This window comes from Pseudoroseomonas cervicalis ATCC 49957 (assembly GCF_000164635.1).
Lineage (GTDB): Bacteria > Pseudomonadota > Alphaproteobacteria > Acetobacterales > Acetobacteraceae > Pseudoroseomonas > Pseudoroseomonas cervicalis.
The window spans coordinates 303,460-321,480 of the sequence record NZ_GG770780.1 but is presented as its reverse complement, the minus strand read 5'-3'; the positions used below and the strand labels follow the sequence as shown (position 1 = coordinate 321,480).

The following is an 18,021-nucleotide window of genomic DNA, read 5'->3' as shown; positions in this document are numbered from 1 at the left end:
TGCGGCGGGCCGGGTGGCGCTGGTCAACGCGGCGCTGCTGGCCATGCTGGGCCTGCCGCCGGACACCGCCCTGGCCGGCCGGCCGATGGCCGAGCTGTTCCGCCTGCTGGCCTTCCGCGGCCTCTACGGCCCCGGCGATCCCGAGGAACTGGCCCGCAGCGCGCAGGCGATCGACCGCGCCCAGCCGCAGCGGCGCAGCCTGCGCGCCGAGGATGGGCGCTGGTTCGACATCGCCTCCAACCCGCTGCCCGGCGGCGGCTGGGTCTGCGTCGCCACCGAGCAGACCGCGCCGCGCCAGCAGGAGGCGGCGCTGATGCAGCGGCTGCGCGAGCTGCACGAGGCGCTGCGCCGCCTGCCCGCCGGCTTCGGCCTCTATGATGCCGGGCACCGGCTGCGCCTGTTCAACGACACCTACGAGACGCTGCTGCTGCTGCCGCCCGGCACGCTGCGCCCCGGCCTGCACCTGGCCGAGGTGGTGGCGCTGATCCAGCGCCACCAGCCGATGGGGCCGGACGACCTGCAGATCTTCGCCGACCGCCTGGGCTTCGACCGCAACCGGCGGCATGAGGGGATGCGCCAGCGCCAGGATGGCCGCAGCATCCGCTTCGCCAGCATCCCCATGCCCGAGGGCGGCTTCCTGGTCACGCTCGAGGATGTCACCTCGCTGCGCGCGGCGGAGAACGAGGCCAAGCGCCGCGCCGCGCTGCTGGACGGGGTGCTGGCGGCGCTGCCGCACGGCGTCTGCGTCTATGGCGCCGACCAGCGGCTGCGCATGGCCAACGCCGCCTATGACCGGCTGATGCCGGAGGCGGCTTCCCGGCCCGGCGAGCATCTGCGCGAGATCTGCCGCCGCGCCATGGCCGGCTTCGCCGATGACGAGGCGCTGGAGGCCATCTACCGCCGGCAGCTCGATTTCGCCCGCCCCGCCCACAAGCGGGTGCGGCATGACGGCACCGCGATCAGCGGCCTGACCGCGCCGCTGCCGGATGGCGGCCACATCTCGGTGGTCAGCGACATCACCGCGCTGCACCAGGCGGAGGAGGCCGCCCGCCAGCGCGCCGCGCTGCTGCAGGCGATGGTCGATTCCATGCGCCAGGGCGTCTGCCTGTTCGACCGCCAGCACCGCGTGGTGGTGGCCAACGCCCTGGCGGCGCGGATGATCGGGCTGGCGCCGGAGGAGATGGCCCCCGGCACCCCGCTGCAGACCCTGCGCCGCCTGCAATACGAGCGCGGCGAGTTCGGCCAGGGCGCCGACGCGGAGGGCTATTACGAGGAGATCAGCCTGGAGCCCGGGCTGAAGCTCGACCACTTCCTGCGCACCCGGCCGAATGGCCAGGTGATCGAGATGAGCACCGACCCGACGCCGGATGGCGGCCATGTGCGGGTCTATACCGACGTCACCGAGGAGCGCCGGGCGCGCGCCGAGCTGGAGCGCGCCCGCGCCGTGGCCGAGGAGGCCAACGCCGCCAAGAACCGCTTCCTGGCGACGATGAGCCACGAGCTGCGCACGCCGCTGAACGCGGTGATCGGCTTCTCCGAGGCGCTGGCCGCCGATCCCTCCGGCCCCGACACCGCCGAATTCGCCACCGCCATCCACGATGCCGGGCGCCACCTGCTGGCACTGATCGACGAGATCCTGGAGGTCGCCAAGGCCGGCGCCGGCACGGTGCGGGTGGAGACCCGCGCCCTCTACCTGCCCAGCGTGCTGGAGGGCGCCGCGCGGCTGATGCGGCAGAGCGCCGAGGCCGCCGGCATCACCCTCACCCTGGCGCCGCCGCCGGCCGATCTGCCGCGCGCCCGCGCCGAGGAGCGGCGGCTGCGCCAGGTGCTGCTGAACCTGCTCTCCAACGCGGTGAAGTTCACCCCCGCCGGCGGCGAGGTCGCGCTGGAGGCCGAGGCGCTGCCCGGCGGCGCCGTCGAGATCCGGGTGCGCGACAGCGGCATCGGCATCGAGCCCGGCCAGCTCGAGCGCGCCTTCGAGCCCTTCGTGCAGCTGGAAACCAGCCATGCGCGGCGCTATGGCGGCTCCGGCCTCGGCCTCTACCTGGCGCGCGCCCTGGCCCAGTCCATGGGCGCCACGCTGGCGCTGGAGAGCCGGCGCGGCGAGGGCACCCTCGCCCGGCTGCGCCTGGCCCCCGCCACCCCTTCCCCCGCCCACCCCGACCAGGAGCCGACGGCATGAGCGCGCTGGAGACCACCGACCGTCTGTTCTACCGCGAACTGGCCCCGGAGCAGGCCACCGCCCGGCTGCGCGAGGCGCTGGCCGGCGCCGAGGATGGCGAGCTGTTCCTGGAATATGTGGAGAGCGAGGCGATCAGCCTCGACGATGGCCGCATCCGCAGCGCCAGCTTCGACGCCAGCCGCGGCTTCGGCCTGCGCGCCGTCGCCGGCGAGGCCGCCGGCTACGCCCATGGCGGCGAGATCACCGACGCCGCCCTGGCCCGCGCCGCCGCCACGGTGCGCGCCGTCTCGGCCGGGCGCTCCGGCACGCTGCAGGCGGCGCCGCGCGCCACCAATGCGCGGCTCTACGAGGCCGGCAACCCGCTCTCGGCGATGGAATTCCCCGCCAAGACCGCGCTGCTGGCCGAGATCGACGCCTATGCCCGCGCCCGCGACCCGCGCGTGACCCAGGTGATGGCCAGCCTCTCCGGCACCTGGCAGGCGGTGCAGATCCTGCGCGCCGATGGCGGCCGGGTGGCCGACCTGCGCCCGCTGGTGCGGCTCAACGTCACCATCGTGGTCGAGCAGAATGGCCGGCGGGAGAGCGGCAGCCACGGCATGGGCGGCCGCCACGGCTATGCCCGCGTCACCGGCGAGGCGAGCTGGAAGGGCGCGGTGGAGGAGGCGCTGCGCCAGGCGCTGCTGAACCTCGACGCCATCCCCGCCCCCGCCGGGGAGATGGAGGTGGTGCTCGGCCCCGGCTGGCCCGGCATCCTGCTGCACGAGGCGATCGGCCACGGGCTGGAGGGGGATTTCAACCGCAAGAAGACCTCGGCCTTCGCCGGGCTGCTGGGCAGCCGCATCGCCGCCCCGGGCGTCACCGTCGTCGATGACGGCACCCTCCCCGACCGGCGCGGCAGCCTGACCGTGGATGACGAGGGCACACCCTCCGGCCGCACCACGCTGATCGAGGACGGCATCCTGGTGGGCTTCCTGCAGGACCGGCAGAACGCCCGGCTGATGAACGTGGCCGCCACCGGCAATGGCCGCCGCCAGAGCCACGCCCACGCGCCGATGCCGCGCATGACCAACACCGTCATGCTGGGCGGGCGGCACCACCCGGAGGAGATCCTGCGCAGCGTGAAGCGCGGCATCCTGGGCGTGAATTTCGGCGGCGGGCAGGTGGACATCACCAGCGGCAAGTTCGTCTTCTCGATGTCCGAGGCCTATCTGGTCGAGGATGGCAGGATCGGCGCGCCGGTGAAGGGCGCCATGCTGATCGGCAACGGGCCGGAGGCGCTGACGCGGGTCAGCATGATCGGGAACGACATGGCGCTGGACCCCGGCATCGGCACCTGCGGCAAGCAGGGCCAGGGCGTGCCGGTGGGCGTCGGCCAGCCGACGCTGAAGATGACCGGCCTGACCATCGGCGGCACCGCGGTTTGATCCGCCCCGCCCGCCCGGCCGAGGCCCCTGCCCTGGCCGCGCTGGCGGAGCGCGCCTACGCGCCCTACCTGCCCCTCATCGGCCGCCGCCCGGCGCCGATGGATGACGACTACGCCGCGCGCATCGCCGCCAACGAGGCCTGGGTCTGGGACGCGGGCGGCCTCCTCGCGCTGCTGGTGCTGGAGCGGCGGGCGGATCACCTCTGGCTGGACAATATCGCGGTGGCGCCCGAGGCCCAGGGGCGCGGCCTGGGGCGGCGGCTGATCCGCTTCGCGGTGGCGGAGGCGCAGCGCCTCGGCCTGCCGGAGCTGCGGCTGCTGACCAATGCGGCCATGGCGGGGAATCTGGCGCTCTATCCGCGGCTCGGCTTCACCGAGGTGGCGCGGCGGCATGACGAGGGCTTCGACCGGGTGTTCTTCCAGGCAAAATTGGAAGCGATCAAAGCGTAAGATCTTCTTTTTCTGAAGAAAAAGAAGCAAAAAGACTTTTTCAGTTTGGCGTCCCGCTTCAGGCTTTAAGCGGGACGCCCACTGGCAAAAGTTTTTTGGTTCTTTTTTACAAAAAAGAACCCTTTTCCTTTAGCTGTCCTTCTTGCCCTGATGATTGCGCACCTGCTGCGACACGCTGCCCACCTGGCGCGGGTCGATGGTGCCGGGCACGGCCTGGCTTTCCACCGGGTTCATGCCAAGGCGCGCGGTGCGGCGGCTCGGGTGGCGGTGCATGCGGGCGGCGCGCTTCATCGCCAGGGCGCGGCGGGCGTTCTCGCCCTGGCTCTCCGGCTCCGGCGCCGCGTTCTGGCGCGACAGCTCCTTGTTCACCCGCTTCAGCGCCGAGGCGAAGACCTGCTTCTTGCGGGTCAGCCCGTCCGGCGCAACATCGGGGTTGGTGCCACGCGGCTCGGCCTTGCCGCGCTGGGCGCGGCGGCGCTCCCGCGCCACGTCCCGCGCCTTGCCGTGATAGTCGCGCAGCAGCCGCGCCAGCTCGACCAGCGCCGGCCGCTCCAGCCCGCACAGCACGGGGTAATGGCTGCGCGACACCACCTCGAATTCCGGGCCGGTCAGCAGGCGGCGCTCGGTGGCGATGGGCTGGCTCATGCGTGTCTCCTGTCTCGATATGCGACCTTCGATAAAAATGACAACGCGTTCATCTTTTCAAGGGTTGCCGCTGGCTGAAGCCTCGCCGACGGGCGGGACGAAAACCCGCACCGCCGCCGGCAGCAGCCGGAAGCGGGCCGGGGTGTGGGTGTTGATCTCGCCATCGGTGTTCACCGGCATGCGGCGCCGCGTCACCACCGCGCAGGCGGTGGTGGGGAAGGCGCGCACATCGCGCCACTGCCCCTGCGTGCCCCGCCGCAGCGAGGGCAGCAGCGCCAGCAGCCGCCACCAATGGTCGATCTCCAGGCTGTAGACGTCGAGCTTGCCGTCATCCGGGCGGGCGGTGCTCTCCACCGTCATGCCGCCGCCATAGTGGCGGCCATTGCCGACCGAGACCTGGATGGTGCGCACCCGCTCGGTGGTGCCGTCATGCTCCAGCCAGGCGGTGAAGGGCCGCAGCTGGCGCAGCAGCCGGAAGGCCGCCAGGGCGTAGCCGAGCTTGCCCCAGCGCTTCTTGTCGTCGCGCCCGAGGCGGCGGGCCAGCTCGGCGCTGAAGCCGATGCTGGCGACGTTGAAATAGGGCAGGCCATTGACCTCGCCGAGGTCGATCGGCCGCGTCTGCCCGGCGGCGATGATGCGCGCCGCCGCCACCGGGTCGGGCGGGATCTCCAGGCTGCGCGCCAGGTCGTTGGCGGTGCCGAGCGGCAGGATGCCGAAGGGCAGCCGCGTTTCCATCAGCGCCGGCGCGGCGGCGTTGAGCGTGCCGTCGCCGCCGCCCAGAATGACCGCCGAGAAACCCTCCGCCGCGCGGCGGGCGATCACCGCCGCGGCGCGCTCCTCCGGCGTGCAGCGATGCTCCTCCAGCCGCCAGCCGGCGCGGCGCAGCACGTCCAGCGCGGCGTCGATGGCGCTGCCGCCATTGCGCGCCTGGCGGTTGACGATGACGAGCGCGAACGGCGCCTCGGCCCCGGCCATGCGTGATCCTTTTCTGCCTGTGGCGCCCGCGTCCTGCGGCCCCGACCCCGGTCGTGCCCGGCGCAGAACGCGCCAGGGGCCGGGCGGGATGCGTGGCGGCAACCCTGGCCGGGGGGCGGCGTCTGTGCTGCATGGCCGCGTCGCGGTTGGATGCGGAAGGAGGATGCCATGGATTGGCGGGACAGGCTGCGCGGTTTCAGCTGGGCGCAGCTGGTCATGCTGGCGGCGCTGCTGGGCTGCGCCGGCGCGCTGCTCGGCTTCGCCGCCCTGGTGGACGAGGCGCTGGAGGGCGACACGCATGGCTTCGACCGCGCGGTGCTGCTGGCGCTGCGCGACCCGGCCGACACCGCCAACCCGATCGGGCCCTTCTGGCTCGAGATCATGATGCGCGACTTCACCAGCCTGGGCAGCCACGCGGTGCTGATGCTGATCGGGGCGCTGGCGCTGGGCTATATCCTGCTGCTGCGCAAGGGCCTCTCGGCGCTGCTGCTGGTGCTGTCCTTCGGCGGCGCGACGGCGCTGAACGGGCTGCTGAAGCTCGGCTTCGACCGGCCGCGGCCGGAGCTGGTGTCGCATCTGGTGGAGGTACACACGGCGAGCTTCCCCTCCGGCCACGCCATGCTCTCGGCCGCCTGCTACCTGACGCTGGGCACGCTGCTGGCCGGCGTCACGCCGCGGCGGCGGCTGAAGCTCTATGTCATGGGCGCGGCGATGCTGCTGACCCTGCTGGTGGGCGGCAGCCGCGTCTATCTCGGCGTCCACTGGCCGACCGACGTGCTGGCCGGCTGGTGCCTGGGCGCCGCCTGGGCGATGGGCTGCTGGCTGGCGCTGCGGCTGATCCTGGCCTGGCGCGGCCGCGCCGCCGCCGGGGCGGGCCATGCCGGCTGAGGCGCCGCGCCTGTTCTTCACCGCCGACACGCATTTCGGCCATGGCGGGGCGCGCGGCCTGTATCGCCGCCCCTTCGAATCGGTGGCGGCGATGGATGCGGCGATGGTCGCGCGCTGGAACGCCGTGGTCGCGCCGGGGGACGAGGTGTGGCACCTGGGCGATGTCGCGCTCGGCCCGGCGCCGGCGGCCGTGGCGGCGCTGCTGCAAGGGCTGCACGGGCGCAAGCACCTGCTCGCCGGCAACAATGACGGGGAGGCCCTGCGTGCCTGGCCCGGCTGGGCCAGCGTGCGGGACTATGCCGAGATCACGGTGGAGGGGCGCGGCCTGGTGCTGGGCCACTACCCCTTCCGCAGCTGGCGCAACATGGGCAAGGGCTGGCTCAACCTGCACGGCCACAGCCATGGCCGGCTGAAGCCCCTGGCGCGGCAATGCGATGTCGGGGTGGATGCGTGGGCGTTCCGGCCGGTGACGCTGGCGGAGATCCTGGCGCGGCGGGGCCGCCCGGCCCGGCCGCAGCCGGAGGGACATGCCGGGTGAGGGGATCGAACCCCCGACCTTCGGTTTACAAAACCGCTGCACTACCGCTGTGCTAACCCGGCCGACGCCCGGATCCGGCAACCGGACCGGCCCTCGGGGCGCCCGGCGGGATCGGACCCGGGCGCGCCGCCCGGCCGCAGGGGCCGGACCCGTCCGAGATGCCGCGCAGGCGCGGAAAAGTCCAGAGGCGACGGCACGGCCGGAGGCCGCGCGCGTCAGCCGGCGGCGCCCTCCACCCGCTCGCAATAGCGCCGCACGGCGCTGTAGCATTCGCAGGACGCGGCCTCGAGCCCGGCGCGGTCGGTGACGGTCATCTGGCCGCGCTCATAGCGGATCAGCCCGGCCTGCTGGAACAGCCGCGCCGCCACGGTGACGCCGGGGCGGTGGACGCAGAGCATCAGCGCCAGGAATTCCTGCGTCATCGGGAACTCGTCGCTGCCGGCCCGGTCCTGCGCCATCAGCAGCCAGCGCGCCAGGCGCTGGTCCAGCGCGTGGTGCCCGTTGCAGGCGGCGGTCTGCGTCACCTGCTGATGGAAGGACAGCATGTAGCGCAGCAGCGCCGGGCGCAGCGTCGGGCTGTCCGCCAGGGCGGCGCGCAGATTGGCCGCGCTCAGCCGCAGCATGGGCCCCGGCGCCTGCACCATGGATTCCACCCCGCTGACATCGCTGCCGAGCAGCAGCGGCAGGCCCACCATGCCGTCCGGCCCGACCATGCCGACCTCGGCCGATTTGCCGTCGGCCAGCAGCAGCACCATCGAGACCCAGCCGCTTTCGGGAAAATGCACCGCGGTGATCGGCGCCTCGGGCTGCAGCAGCAGGTGCCGCAGCTTGTACTCGACCGGCTCCAGCTGCGGCCAGAGCCGCGCCAGATCCTCGGGGGGAAGGCTGGCCAGCAGGCGGTTGCGCGGCGGCGGGGGGGAGGCGGGGGCCGAAGCCATGGCGGCGTGTCCTGGAACGGGGGACCGGCGAAAGCCCTGTCCTCTTCCAGCCGCCCGCGCCGGAAGACCTGCGGGCGATGATGGAGAGATGGGGTGGCCGGACATCCCGGCAAGCCTGGCCGGCGGCGGAAGCCAGGCCACGGCGCGGCCGCCGGCCCGGGCCGGATCGGCCAGGCGCGGCCATGCCATCACATGGCCGTGCGACGCGGGGAACCCGCCCGATTCCGGCAAAGCTCCGTATGGTAACGGACGGAGCACCTCCCCCTCCTGGCGCAGAACGCCCCCCTCAGGCAGCCAGGAGCGCAGCGACATGACGCCATCGAGGGAGGGATCAGGCATGGCTGGCGGCAGCCGGGCCCGCCGCGCCTTCCGGCGCCCGCCACGCGTGGCGGAGACGGAGCAGCCGGCGCTCCGCGCCGCCGCCGCGCGGCTGCGCCAGGTGCTGGACGGGGCCACGCACCATGCCATCGTCACGCTCGACCTCGAGGGCCGGGTGACGGGCTGGAACGCGGGCGCCCGCGCCATTCTGGGCTATGAGGAGGCGGAGATCCTGGGCCGCTCGGGCGAGCTGTTCTTCACCGCCGAGGACCGCGCCGCCGGCACCTTCCTGCGCGAATTGTGCCGCGCCATGGAGGAGGGCCGCGCCGTGAATGAGCGCTGGCATCTGCGGCGTGACGGCAGCCGCTTCTGGGCCAGCGGGCTGATGATGCGGCTGCTCGACGGCCAGGGCCAGCCGGAGGGCTTCCTGAACCTGCTGCGCGACAACACCGACACCCATGCCGAGGCGGAGCGCCGCGCCCTGCTGCTGGCCGAGGCCGCGCACCGGATCAAGAATGTCCTGTCCGCGGCCCAGGCGGTGGCGATGCAGACGCTGCGCCAGGCCGGGGTGCCGGCGGTGGTGCAGCGGGCGCTGGAGCAGCGCCTGGTGGCGCTGGCGGACTCCCAGACCCTGCTGGCCGGCGAGGGCGGCGGGGGCGCGCCGCTGTCGGCGCTCGTGCAGCGCGCCCTCGCCCCTTACGACGGCCCCGGCCGCGTGGCGATGGACGGCCCGCCGCTGCGGCTGCCGGCGCCGGTGGTGCAGATGCTGCACCTCGCCCTGCACGAGCTGGCCACCAACGCGGCCAGGCATGGCGCCCTGTCGGTTCCCACGGGCAGCGTCGAGATCGCCTGGAACCTGCAACAGGCGGCCGATGGCGCGCGGCAGCTTGTCATCCTGTGGCGCGAGCGGGGCGGCCCGCCGGTGCGCCGGCCCTGGCGGCGCGGCTTCGGCTCGCGGCTGCTGGAGCACGAGCTGGCGCCGCGGCTGGAGGGCGAGGTCACGCTGGACTACCGGCCGGAGGGGCTGGCATGCCGCCTGCGCCTCCCCTTCGGCGCCACCGCCGCCGGGTAGGGCCAGCGCCAGGGCCGGCCGCCGACGCGCGGGCAGCAGGCGGGCGGAGAGCCGGGCGGGGCGGGAAAGGGAGGCCGCGCTCACGCCATGCTCTGGGCCATGGCTGCCCTCTCGCGTAAGGTGGCGCCGCGCCGGGCGCCCCGTCGAACGGGTGGAGGGGCGCCGAACCCATTGCGGCCAGGCCGGTTGGGGCGGGAAGAATGATCGGCGCAGGTGATGCATGAGCGACCCCCTGACCCTCGACCAGCTGCGCGTGCTGGTCACGGTGGCCGATGCCGGCGGCTTCTCGGCGGCGGCGCGGCGGCTGGGCCGCGCGCAATCGGCGGTCAGCCAGAGCATCCAGGCGCTGGAGGGGCATCTGCGGCTGAAGCTGTTCGACCGCCGCACCAAGCTGCCGCGCCTGACCGAGGCCGGCCAGGCCATGCTGGAGGAGGCGCGCCGCCTGCTGAAATCGGCCGAGCTGCTGCGCGCCCGCGCCGAGGGCATCGCCGGCGGGCTGGAGCCGGAGCTGAGCATCGCCGTCAACCCGCTGCTGCCCCTGCCCCCCGCCCTGGCCGCGCTGCGCGCGCTCGGCAATGAATTCCCGCAGCTGCCCGTCACCCTGCTGACCGAGGGCATCGACGCGCCGGAGCGGCATCTGCGCGACGGCACGGTGCAGATGGCGATCTATCCGGTGGAGCGGGCGGTCACCGATCTCGAGGCCACGCTGCTGATGGAGGTGCGGCTGGTGCCGGTGGTCGCGCGCGGGCACCCGCTGGCCGAGCTGCCGGCCCCCCTGCCCCGCGCCGCCCTGGCCGAGCATGTGCAGCTGGTGCTGACCGACGGCTCGCCGCGCGGCGGCCCCGGGCGCGGCGTGCTCAGCCCGCGCACCTGGCGCTTCGCCGACCTCAACACGCGGCTGCAATTCCTGCTGGCCGGCTTCGGCTGGTGCAACATGCCCGAGCACATGGTGGCGCGGCTGATCGCCGAGGGAAGGCTGTGCCGGCTGCGGCTGGAGGAGCAGGAGGGCCTGACCCTGCCGCTGCACCTGGTGCATGAGCGCGGCCGCCCGCCCGGCCTGGCCGGGCGCTGGCTGGCGGCGCGGCTGCGCCAGGCGCTGGAGGAATGGTCGCCGCCCAGCACCGGCTGAGCCGCCGGGGCGGACAGAAGAAAGACCGGCGGATCGCTCCGCCGGCCTGCTTTCTCGGTGACGGGGCGGTGGCCCGCCCGGCGTCTCAGCCGCCCGGTCAGCCACCCACCGGGCCGGTGCCGAAGCCGCCAAAGGCATTGGCCGAGTTGCCCACCGGGCGCGGCAGGTGGCTGCCCTCATGCGCCAGGGTCAGCGGGGCCGGCGCCGCCAGCGGGTTGCCATCGGCCTGGGCGTTGTTGCCCACGCTCTCCGGCAGGACCATGGCATCGCGGGGCTGCGTCACCTGCATGGCATAGGCGGCCGGGCTGCTGGTGGCGCCATTGTTGGCGTTCTCCGCCAGGTCGCGGGCGGCGGCGAGGCCCGGCAGCGCCACCATCAGCCCGGCGGCGAGGGTCAGGGCGCGGAAGGCGTTCAGCTGGATCATGGTCGGTCTCCTGTTCTCGGTGGCGGGGTTCGTCCCGCCGTCGAGGAGACAGATAGGCGCCTGATCCATCTTTTCGAAGCTGGGATTTCGAATGGCTATCATCATCCAGGATGATGAAACCCGCCGCGCCCCGCCCGGTCTCACCCCGCCTTGCCGACCGTCTGGATCACCTCGAACCCCTCGAATTGCGGCGGGCCGAGATAGAGCGGCTTGCTCTGCCCGGCGCCGCGATGCGCCGCGCGGAACGCCTCGGATTGGGTCCAGGCCTCGAAATCCGCCTTGCTGCGCCAGATGGTGTGGGAGGAGTAGAGCGTGTGGTCCTCCCGCGCCGGGCCGCGCAGCAGGTGGAACTCGACGAAGCCCGGCACCGTGTGCAGATGCGAGTCGCGGCTGGTCCAGACCTGCTCGAACTCCGCCTCGGCCCCCTGGATGACCTGGAAGCGGTTCATGGCGATGAACATGGGCATCTCCTTGCTTGCCCGACAAGGATAGGCCGCCCGCGCGGTTTTGCGAGGGGTTCTCAACAAACGGGCGGCGCGAAACCGCCCTAGAACAGCCCGGCGAAGGGCAGGATGGTGATACGCTCACCGGGCGCCACCCCGGTCGCCGCCTCCGGCAGCTCGGCGAAGGCGTCGCTGCCGGTCAGCGAGGAGAGCAGCCCCGCCCCCTCCCGCGGATACTTGGCGGCCAGCGGCAGCCCGCCCTCCGCCGGGGGCGCCAGCCGCACCCGCACATATTCCCGCCGCCCGGCCTTCTTGCGGTAGGCGAAGCCCGCCTCCGCCACGAAGCGCGGCAGCGGCGAAGGCGCCGCGCCGCAGAGCTGCAGCACCAACGGCCGCGCCAGATGCAGGAAGGTGACGAAGCTGGCCACCGGATTGCCCGGCAGCCCCAGCACCGGCGTGCCGCCGACCACCCCCAGCGCCGCCGGCCGCCCCGGCTTCAGCGCCAGCCGCCAGAACACCAGCGACCCCGCCGCCTGGATGGCGGCGCGCACATGGTCCTCCTCCCCGGCCGAGACGCCGCCGGAGGTCAGCAGCATGTCATGCTCGGCCGCCGCCGCGCGCAGCGCCGCATCGGTCGCCCCCGCGCGGTCGGGCAGGATGCCGAGATCCACCGCCTGCACCGGCAGCCCGCCCAGCAGCGCCAGCAGCGAGAAACGGTTGCTGTCATAGGTCTGCGCCGGGCCGAGCGGGGTGCCCGGCGCCGCCAGCTCGTCCCCCGTGCTGAACACGCCGATGCGCGGCCGCCGCCGCACGCTCAGCACCGCCTGGCCCAGCGCGGCGGCCAAGCCGATGGCCGGCGCGTCCAGCACCCGCCCCGCCGGCAGGGCCAGCGCGCCCTCGGCCACGTCCTCCCCGGCCGGGCGGCAATTGGCGCCATGCTTCAGGCCGGGGGGCAGCAGCAGGAAGGCATCCTCCAGCCGCGCATCCTCCTGCATCATCACCGTGTCCGCCCCGGGCGGCATCGGCGCGCCGGTCAGGATGCGGCAGGCGGTGCCAGGGAGGAGCGGCTCGGACGCCGCCTGGCCGGCCGCCAGCCGGAAGGCCAGGCGCAGCCTTGTCTCGCCGGAGGGGTCGAGATCGGCATGGCGGAAGGCATAGCCATCCACCGCGCTGTTGAAGAAGGGCGGCAAGGGCTGCGGCGCGCGCAGATCCTCGGCCAGGATGCGGCCGCGCGCGGCGGTCAGCGGCACGCTCTCCGCGCCCGGCAGGGGCGGCACCCGCTCGGCGATCAGCGCCGCCGCGGCCTCGACCGAGAGCAGCGCGCCACCGAAGGCGAAGCAGTCATCGCTCAGCTGGGCCATGGCGCCGCATGCTCCAGCACCAGGGCGCCGATCGCCGGAATCTCGTCCAGCCCGGCCAAGGGCAGGCCGCCGGGCGGCGGCGCATCGGCGGCCACGGCGCGGATCGCCGCATCCTCCGGGTGCAGCCAGGGCTTGCCATTGGCGGCGCGGAACACCTCCAGCTTCGGATGCGTGTCGCGCTTGAAGCCCTCCACGATCACCAGATCCACCGGGGAGAGGTGCGACAGCAGCTCCGCCAGGCCGGGTTCCGGGGCGCCGCGCAGCTCGGTCATCAGCGCCCAGCGATTCGCCGAGGCGACCAGCACCTGATGCGCCCCGGCCTCGCGATGCGCATGGCTGTCCTTGCCAGGCTGGTCCACGTCGAAACGGTGATGCGCATGCTTCAGCGTGGAGACGCGCAGGCCCTGGGCGGTCAGCCAGGGCAGCAGGCGGGTCAGCAGGGTTGTCTTGCCGGCACCACTCCAGCCGGCCAGTCCGATCACGCGCATCCAGGCACCTTATCGGGGGAGCGGGATAAAAAAAGGCCGGGGGAATGAATTCCCCCGGACCCCCCATCTTTTTCCTGTCAGGGCCGGCCGCCGCTGGCGGCCGGCGGTCAGTCCGCGCCGGCCGGGCTGGTGCCGGGCGGATGCGCCACGCGGTGCGCCTTCTCCAGCTCCTGGTCCACCCACAGGCCGTGATGCTCGCGCGCCCAGTTGTAGTCGACCTGGCCGCTGCCCATCGCGTCGAAGGCGCCCTCCATGCCGATGGTGCCGATATAGATATGGCCCAGCATGGCGGCGAACATCAGCAGCGCCAGCACGCCATGCACGATGTGGCTGAGCTGCTGGCCGGCGATGTCCGTCACGGTGAAGGGGAAGACCAGCACATAGCCGCTGGCCGCCACCACGCCGCCGCCCAGGACGGTCATCCAGAACACGCTCTTCTGGCCGGCATTGAAGCGGCCCGCCTGCGGGTGCTTGTTGCCGATCAGCCCGCCCCCCTGCAGCACCCATTGCAGGTCCAGCCGGTTCGGGATGTTGTCCTTCGCCCAGAGCAGCAGCAGCAGCACCAGGCCGAGGGTGAAGGGGAAGGCCAGGAAGTTGTGCGCCACCTTGCCCCACATCGACACGGCGGTGAACGCCTCCGGCCCGATCAGCGGCAGCAGCAGGTGCCGGCCGAAGGTCAGGTTCAGCCCCGACAGGCCCAGCACGATGAAGGTGCCCGCCGTCATCCAGTGCGCCATGCGCTCGACGAAGGTGAAGCGCAGCATGGTGCGGCCCGACCAGCCATGCTGCAGCCGGATCTTGCCGCGCACCAGGTAGAACAGCACCAGCACCGCCAGCATGCCCAGGATGGCGACGGCGCCGATCCAGACCAGGGTGCGGTTGTGGAAATCACGCCACTCCCGCCCGGCCGGCTGGATCAGGTCGCCCGCCTTCGCATCGGGGATGCTGACACGGCCGGCGATGCGGCCGCCGGTCAGGGCGCGCTGCAGCTCCAGCTCCTCGGCCGAGAGCTGGTTGCGGTCGCCGAAGGGCATCGGCGCCGGGACCGCCTGCGCCGGCGCCGGCGCCACGCGGGGCTGCGGCGCGGCCGGCGTGCCGGTGGGGGTGCCGGGCTCCGTGCTGTTCGGCATGGCGCGCTGCCGGTTCTCGCCGGCATTCTGCGTCTCCGGCACCGGGGCCTGCACCTCGGGCGCGCCGCGCGCCGGGCCGGCGCCATTCGCCTGGCCCTGCTGGCCGGGATTGGCGGGCGTCGCCTGCTGCGCCGGGCTCTGGGCGAAGCCGGCGCCGCCCGGCGCCGCCAGCAGCGGCAGCGCCGCCGCGGCGGCCAGAAGAAGGGTCCGCATGCTCACGCCCCCACCGTTTCGCGATACGCGGTGCGCCAGCCCCAGGCGCCCGAGCCATAGCCGCGCTTCTGCACCCGCTCGCGATAGATGCTGGCGATGATGTCGCCATCGCCGGCCAGCAGCGCCTTGGTCGAGCACATCTCGGCGCAGAGCGGCAGCTTGCCCTCGGCGATGCGGTTGGCGCCATACTGCGCGTATTCGGCGGCCGTGTTGTCGGCCTGCGGGCCGCCGGCGCAGTAGGTGCACTTGTCCATCTTGCCGCGCCCGCCGAAATTGCCGACGCGCGGATATTGCGGCGCGCCGAAGGGGCAGGCGTAGAAGCAGTAGCCGCAGCCGATGCACAGATCCTTGTCGTGCAGCACGATGGCATCCGCCGTCGTGTAGAAGCACGAGACCGGGCAGACCGCGGCGCAGGGCGCGTCGGTGCAGTGCATGCAGGCCATGGAGATCGAGCGCTCCCCCGGCTTGCCGTCATTGATGGTGACGACGCGCCGGCGGTTGATGCCCCAGGGCACCTCGTGCTCGTTCTTGCAGGCGGTGACGCAGGCGTTGCACTCGATGCAACGGTCGCTGTCACAGAGGAACTTCATCCGGGCCATTGTTCTGGTTCCTCCCCGCTCAGGCCGCGCGGATCTGGCACAGCGTGACCTTGGTTTCCTGCATGAAGGTCACCGGGTCATAGCCGTAGGTGGTCAGCGTGTTGACGCTCTCGCCCAGCACGATCGGGTCGGTGCCGGCGGGATAGTATTTGCGGCGATCCTCGCCCATGAACCAGCCGCCGAAATGGAACGGCATGAAGGCGACGCCACGGCCGACACGGTCGGTCACCAGCGCCTTCATCCGCGCCTTGGCGGAGCTTTCCGGGCCATCGACCCAGACATACTGGCCATCCTTGATGCCGCGCGCCTCGGCGTCCGCCGTGTTGATCTCGACGAACATGTCCTGCTGCAGCTCGGCCAGCCACTTGTTGGAGCGCGTCTCCTCGCCGCCGCCCTCGTATTCGACCAGGCGGCCGGAGGTCAGCACGATCGGGAAGTCGCGCGCCACGGTGTTGCTGCGCGCCTGCACGCTCTGCCCCAGATGCGGCAGGCGGAAGCCGCGCCGGTCCGGCAGCGTCGGGTACTGCGCGATCAGGTCGGTGCGCGGGGTGTAGATCGGCTCGCGGTGCACCGGCACCGGGTCGGGCAGGTTCCAGGCATTGGCGCGCGCCTTGCCGTTCCCGTAGGGGATGCAGCCATGGTTCAGCGCCACGCGGATGATGCCGAAGGAGAGGTCGGTCGCCCAGCTCACCCGGTCGACATTCTCGCCGCCGACGCGGGCGATGATCTCCTTCTCGCGGTCGGTCAGCTCGTCATACCAGCCGAGCCGCTTCAGCACCGCGACGGTGAATTCCGGATAGCCGTCCTGCAGCTCGGAATCCTTGGAGTAGCTGCCCTCGGCCAGCAGGGTCTTGCCCTCGCGCTCCACGCCCCAGCGGGCGCGGAAGGTGCCGCCGCCTTCCTTCACATGCAGCCCGGTGTTGTAGAGGATGTGCGTGCCGGGGTGCTTCATCTCCGGCGTGCCCCAGCAGGGCCAGGGCAGGCCGTAATACTCGCCGGCGACCGGGGTGCCGGGGCGGCCGCGCAGCGTCACCAGGTCGAAATCCGCCTGGTGCTGCATGTGCAGCTTCAGCCGCTCCGGCGACTGGCCGGAATAGCCGGTGGAGATGGCGCCGCGGTTGAACTCGCGGGTGATGCTCTCGGCCACCGGCACCTTGCCGCGCACCTCGATGCCCTTGAACATCTCCTGCGCGAAGCCGAGCTTCTCCGCCAGGCGATACATCATCTCGTAGTCGTTCTTCGATTCGAAGATCGGGTTGACGACCTGCTCGCCCCACTGGATCGAGCGGTTCGAGGCGGAGCGGCTGCCCGTCGCCTCGAACTGCGTGCACATCGGCAGCAGGTAGGTGTTGTCGCGGCGGTTCGACATGCTGGCGAAGCTGGTCGGGTGCGGGTCGGCCACCACCAGCAGGTCGAGCTTCTCCAGGCCCTTCACCGCCTCCGGCATGCGGGTGACGGTGTTGCCGCCATGGCCCACCACCATCATCGCCTTCACCGTGTCGGGCTGCTGCACCTGGTCCTTGGGCAGCAGCACGGCGTCGAACCAGCGCGTGGTCGGGATGCCCGGCGTCTCCATCAGCGCCTTGCTGGCGAAGCGGCCCTGCATCCAGGTGTAGTCGACATCCCAGACCCGGCACCAATGGCGCCAGGCGGCCTCGTCCAGCCCGTAATAGGCGGGCAGCGTCGTGACATCGAGGCCGAAATCGGTCGCGCCCTGCACGTTGCAATGGCCGCGGAAGATGTTGGCGCCGGTGCCCGGCTTGCCGACATTGCCGGTGGCCAGCAGCAGGATCGAGTAGGCGCGCACATTGGCGGTGCCGACCGTCTTCTGCGTGGCGCCCATGCACCAGATCAGCGTCGAGGGCTTCTGGGTGGCGAAGATCTGCGCCACCTTCTTCAGCTGCTCACCCGGCACGCCGGTGACGCGCTCGACCTCGGCCGGGTTCCACTTGGCGACCTCGCGGCGGACATCGTCCATGCCGTAGACGCGCTGCTGGATGAACTCCTTGTCCTCCCAGCCATTCTCGAAGATGTGCCAGAGCAGGCCCCAGATGATGGGGATGTCGGTGCCCGGGCGGATGCGCACATATTCGGTGGCGTGGGCGGCGGTGCGGGTGAAGCGCGGATCGATGACGATCAGGTTCGCCCGGTTGATCTCCTTGCCCGACAGCACGTGCTGCAGCGAGACCGGATGCGCCTCCGCCGGGTTGCCGCCCATGATGATCATGGTGCGGGCGTTGCGGATGTCGTTGTAGCTGTTGGTCTGCGCGCCATAGCCCCAGGTGTTGGCCACACCCGCGACGGTGGTCGAGTGGCAGATGCGCGCCTGGTGGTCCACCGTGTTGGTGCCCCAGAAGGCGGCGAACTTGCGGAACAGATAGGCGCCCTCGTTCGAGAACTTGGCGCTGCCCAGCCAGAACACCGAATCGGGGCCGGATTTCTGGCGGATGTCGAGCAGCTTGTCGCCGATCTCGTTGATCGCCTGCTCCCAGGACAGGCGCTGCCACTGCCCGTTGACCATCTTCAGCGGGTATTTCAGGCGGCGGTCGCCATGCACCAGCTCGCGCACGCTCGCACCCTTGGCGCAATGCGTGCCGCGGTTGATCGGGCTCTCCCAGGAGGGCTCCTGCCCGACCCAGACGCCGTTCTGCACCTCGGCGGTGACGGTGCAGCCGACCGAGCAATGGGTGCAGATGTTCTTGATGCGCTGGATGGGGCGGCTGAAATCAGTCGGGCCGGCCTCGGCCGGGCGGGCGGCGGTCAGGCCGAGCCCGCCCAGCGCGGCGAGGCCGGCGCCCGAGAGCC

General features: G+C 72.3%; 17 protein-coding genes and 1 tRNA gene. 7 read left to right on the top strand and 11 right to left on the bottom strand.

What is annotated here, in order from left to right:
* The 3 genes from HMPREF0731_RS14915 to HMPREF0731_RS14905 form a co-directional block, all read left to right on the top strand.
* On the top strand, nucleotides 1–2,182 hold a 2,182-nt coding region (locus tag HMPREF0731_RS14915; RefSeq protein ID WP_007004988.1), incomplete at its 5' end, for a PAS domain-containing protein.
* Nucleotides 2,179–3,606 carry a metalloprotease TldD gene (gene tldD / locus HMPREF0731_RS14910; RefSeq protein ID WP_007004987.1) on the top strand — a complete coding sequence of 476 codons (1,428 nt, stop codon included), beginning with the start codon at nucleotides 2,179–2,181 and terminating at the stop codon, nucleotides 3,604–3,606. The genes HMPREF0731_RS14915 and tldD, both read left to right, overlap by 4 nt.
* Nucleotides 3,603–4,055 (top strand): GNAT family N-acetyltransferase, encoded by a 453-nt coding sequence (locus tag HMPREF0731_RS14905; RefSeq protein ID WP_007004986.1) that lies wholly within the window; start codon nucleotides 3,603–3,605, stop codon nucleotides 4,053–4,055. Before tldD ends, HMPREF0731_RS14905 begins: the two co-directional genes overlap by 4 nt.
* A gap of 129 nt (nucleotides 4,056–4,184) precedes the next feature.
* Here HMPREF0731_RS14905 and HMPREF0731_RS14900 read toward each other — a convergent pair whose 3' ends face one another.
* Together HMPREF0731_RS14900 and HMPREF0731_RS14895 are read right to left on the bottom strand one after the other, a co-directional pair.
* The gene (locus HMPREF0731_RS14900; RefSeq protein WP_007004985.1) at nucleotides 4,185–4,700 is read right to left on the bottom strand and encodes a hypothetical protein; all 516 of its coding nucleotides are present in this window, start codon (nucleotides 4,698–4,700) and stop codon (nucleotides 4,185–4,187) included.
* Nucleotides 4,701–4,757: 57 nt separating this feature from the next.
* Entirely contained in the window at nucleotides 4,758–5,675 is a 918-nt protein-coding gene (locus HMPREF0731_RS14895; protein ID WP_007004984.1) for a lipid kinase, read from the bottom strand.
* Between the two features lie 168 nt (nucleotides 5,676–5,843).
* Between HMPREF0731_RS14895 and HMPREF0731_RS14890 the strand changes: the two genes are divergently transcribed.
* Both HMPREF0731_RS14890 and HMPREF0731_RS14885 read left to right on the top strand, forming a co-directional pair.
* Nucleotides 5,844–6,563 carry a phosphatase PAP2 family protein gene (locus HMPREF0731_RS14890; RefSeq protein ID WP_169312301.1) on the top strand — a complete coding sequence of 240 codons (720 nt, stop codon included), beginning with the start codon at nucleotides 5,844–5,846 and terminating at the stop codon, nucleotides 6,561–6,563.
* Nucleotides 6,553–7,101, top strand: a complete 549-nt coding sequence (locus HMPREF0731_RS14885; protein WP_040613538.1) for a metallophosphoesterase — start codon at nucleotides 6,553–6,555, stop codon at nucleotides 7,099–7,101. Before HMPREF0731_RS14890 ends, HMPREF0731_RS14885 begins: the two co-directional genes overlap by 11 nt.
* Here HMPREF0731_RS14885 and HMPREF0731_RS14880 read toward each other — a convergent pair.
* Together HMPREF0731_RS14880 and HMPREF0731_RS14875 are read right to left on the bottom strand one after the other, a co-directional pair.
* Nucleotides 7,092–7,163, bottom strand: a tRNA-Thr gene (locus HMPREF0731_RS14880). The two genes, HMPREF0731_RS14885 and HMPREF0731_RS14880, sit on opposite strands and share 10 nt — an antisense overlap.
* A 153-nt stretch (nucleotides 7,164–7,316) precedes the next feature.
* Complete coding sequence (locus tag HMPREF0731_RS14875) at nucleotides 7,317–8,039, bottom strand: Crp/Fnr family transcriptional regulator (RefSeq protein ID WP_007004982.1); 723 nt, start codon at nucleotides 8,037–8,039, stop codon at nucleotides 7,317–7,319.
* A 337-nt stretch (nucleotides 8,040–8,376) separates the two neighbouring features.
* On the opposite strand from HMPREF0731_RS14875, the gene HMPREF0731_RS14870 reads away from it, so the two are divergent.
* Complete coding sequence (locus tag HMPREF0731_RS14870) at nucleotides 8,377–9,429, top strand: HWE histidine kinase domain-containing protein (RefSeq protein ID WP_007004981.1); 1,053 nt, start codon at nucleotides 8,377–8,379, stop codon at nucleotides 9,427–9,429.
* 220 nt (nucleotides 9,430–9,649) lie between these two features.
* Nucleotides 9,650–10,558 (top strand): LysR family transcriptional regulator, encoded by a 909-nt coding sequence (locus HMPREF0731_RS14865; protein ID WP_007004980.1) that lies wholly within the window; start codon nucleotides 9,650–9,652, stop codon nucleotides 10,556–10,558.
* A gap of 97 nt (nucleotides 10,559–10,655) precedes the next feature.
* Here HMPREF0731_RS14865 and HMPREF0731_RS14860 read toward each other — a convergent pair whose 3' ends face one another.
* The 7 genes from HMPREF0731_RS14860 to HMPREF0731_RS14830 all read right to left on the bottom strand — a co-directional run.
* Nucleotides 10,656–10,982, bottom strand: coding sequence for a hypothetical protein (locus tag HMPREF0731_RS14860; RefSeq protein WP_040613400.1), 327 nt, complete (start codon nucleotides 10,980–10,982; stop codon nucleotides 10,656–10,658).
* A 140-nt stretch (nucleotides 10,983–11,122) separates the two neighbouring features.
* Nucleotides 11,123–11,443, bottom strand: a complete 321-nt coding sequence (gene hmuQ, locus HMPREF0731_RS14855; protein WP_040613398.1) for a heme-degrading protein HmuQ — start codon at nucleotides 11,441–11,443, stop codon at nucleotides 11,123–11,125.
* Between the two features lie 86 nt (nucleotides 11,444–11,529).
* On the bottom strand, nucleotides 11,530–12,786 hold the full coding sequence (locus tag HMPREF0731_RS14850; protein WP_007004977.1) for a molybdopterin molybdotransferase MoeA: 1,257 nt from the start codon (nucleotides 12,784–12,786) through the stop codon (nucleotides 11,530–11,532).
* Nucleotides 12,774–13,274 (bottom strand): molybdopterin-guanine dinucleotide biosynthesis protein B, encoded by a 501-nt coding sequence (gene mobB / locus HMPREF0731_RS14845; RefSeq protein WP_007004976.1) that lies wholly within the window; start codon nucleotides 13,272–13,274, stop codon nucleotides 12,774–12,776. The genes HMPREF0731_RS14850 and mobB overlap by 13 nt, the downstream gene beginning before the upstream one ends.
* A gap of 107 nt (nucleotides 13,275–13,381) precedes the next feature.
* Nucleotides 13,382–14,617 (bottom strand): formate dehydrogenase subunit gamma, encoded by a 1,236-nt coding sequence (locus tag HMPREF0731_RS14840; RefSeq protein ID WP_083854531.1) that lies wholly within the window; start codon nucleotides 14,615–14,617, stop codon nucleotides 13,382–13,384.
* Between the two features lie 2 nt (nucleotides 14,618–14,619).
* Nucleotides 14,620–15,207, bottom strand: coding sequence for a formate dehydrogenase FDH3 subunit beta (gene fdh3B, locus HMPREF0731_RS14835; RefSeq protein WP_478212667.1), 588 nt, complete (start codon nucleotides 15,205–15,207; stop codon nucleotides 14,620–14,622).
* A 28-nt stretch (nucleotides 15,208–15,235) separates the two neighbouring features.
* A partial coding sequence (locus HMPREF0731_RS14830) for a formate dehydrogenase subunit alpha (RefSeq protein ID WP_007004973.1) occupies nucleotides 15,236–18,021 on the bottom strand: 2,786 nt, incomplete at its 5' end.

Coding starts and splice junctions, on each gene's coding strand:
- HMPREF0731_RS14890 (WP_169312301.1), top strand. CDS start 5,844: ATGGATTGGCGGGACAGGCTGCGCGGTTTCAGCTGGGCGCAGCTGGTC.
- HMPREF0731_RS14860 (WP_040613400.1), bottom strand. CDS start 10,982: ATGATCCAGCTGAACGCCTTCCGCGCCCTGACCCTCGCCGCCGGGCTG.
- HMPREF0731_RS14870 (WP_007004981.1), top strand. CDS start 8,377: ATGGCTGGCGGCAGCCGGGCCCGCCGCGCCTTCCGGCGCCCGCCACGC.
- hmuQ (WP_040613398.1), bottom strand. CDS start 11,443: ATGTTCATCGCCATGAACCGCTTCCAGGTCATCCAGGGGGCCGAGGCG.
- mobB (WP_007004976.1), bottom strand. CDS start 13,274: ATGCGCGTGATCGGACTGGCCGGCTGGAGTGGTGCCGGCAAGACAACC.
- HMPREF0731_RS14865 (WP_007004980.1), top strand. CDS start 9,650: ATGAGCGACCCCCTGACCCTCGACCAGCTGCGCGTGCTGGTCACGGTG.
- fdh3B (WP_478212667.1), bottom strand. CDS start 15,207: ATGAAGTTCCTCTGTGACAGCGACCGTTGCATCGAGTGCAACGCCTGC.
- HMPREF0731_RS14875 (WP_007004982.1), bottom strand. CDS start 8,039: ATGGCTTCGGCCCCCGCCTCCCCCCCGCCGCCGCGCAACCGCCTGCTG.
- HMPREF0731_RS14850 (WP_007004977.1), bottom strand. CDS start 12,786: ATGGCCCAGCTGAGCGATGACTGCTTCGCCTTCGGTGGCGCGCTGCTC.
- HMPREF0731_RS14840 (WP_083854531.1), bottom strand. CDS start 14,617: ATGCGGACCCTTCTTCTGGCCGCCGCGGCGGCGCTGCCGCTGCTGGCG.
- tldD (WP_007004987.1), top strand. CDS start 2,179: ATGAGCGCGCTGGAGACCACCGACCGTCTGTTCTACCGCGAACTGGCC.
- HMPREF0731_RS14895 (WP_007004984.1), bottom strand. CDS start 5,675: ATGGCCGGGGCCGAGGCGCCGTTCGCGCTCGTCATCGTCAACCGCCAG.
- HMPREF0731_RS14900 (WP_007004985.1), bottom strand. CDS start 4,700: ATGAGCCAGCCCATCGCCACCGAGCGCCGCCTGCTGACCGGCCCGGAA.
- HMPREF0731_RS14885 (WP_040613538.1), top strand. CDS start 6,553: ATGCCGGCTGAGGCGCCGCGCCTGTTCTTCACCGCCGACACGCATTTC.